Below are 688 nucleotides of genomic sequence, written 5' to 3' on the forward strand. Positions count from 1 at the left end.
TTGGCGGAAGGCACGGAGCTTGCAACCAGCGAATGCCAGCAGAATCGGCCAATACGCTGCATTTGTTACGTACTGATTCTGAAGTAGCCCATCCGCATCAAACGTCTCCCGGTACGCGCCTAACTGCCAGCACCACAACGACACTGGCTCGACGGGATAGTCGCTTTCTGAACTCCACAGCAGTTTGTGCGTGGAGAGTAGGGTGGTTAGTTGGGCGTGGAGGGATGTGGGTATTTGCATACTATTGTACAGGGATCTTAATAGCCTCTGACACTTCACCAACACACTTGAAGCGCGAACCTTCAGTAAAGTATCGTTCTTCACCGTCAAGATTACGTCCCCAAAACTCATCCCGACCGCAGTACCCAGTGCAGACAACCTGCTCAAAAGTTGCTGTTGCATGATCCCAGCTATCAGAACAGTTTCTTGTTGGGATAATAACAATATCGTTGACTGTTATTCGATTGTCGGGCTTGGTTTGTATCATTTTACAGAAATCATCGTTGGATATAATTCGCTTTCCAACCATGATTTCCTGATTGTGCTGACGCTTGTATTGTTCGACTAAAGCGAGGGCTGATTCGTATTGCTGTTGGGTTATTTTCATGAGTCGTTTCTCCTCTTATTTACCCTATCAAGCTACGCAAAATCCACCACTTTTGCAACTATAATCAACTGATATTTAGTG

Annotated in this window: 2 protein-coding genes; both read right to left on the reverse strand. The window is 46.2% G+C overall.

Translation table 11 applies throughout. From position 1 onward, the window contains the following. Positions 1-240 (reverse strand): hypothetical protein (locus tag ACYVD4_RS32045; RefSeq protein ID WP_460952544.1); only part of this gene is annotated, 240 nt, incomplete at its 3' end. Position 241: 1 nt separating this feature from the next. After that, on the reverse strand, positions 242-607 hold the full coding sequence (locus ACYVD4_RS32050; protein WP_460952545.1) for a hypothetical protein: 366 nt from the start codon (positions 605-607) through the stop codon (positions 242-244). Positions 608-688: the final 81 nt, after the last annotated feature.

This window comes from Spirosoma daeguense (assembly GCF_054776875.1).

Coding starts and splice junctions, on each gene's coding strand:
- ACYVD4_RS32050 (WP_460952545.1), bottom strand. CDS start 607: ATGAAAATAACCCAACAGCAATACGAATCAGCCCTCGCTTTAGTCGAA.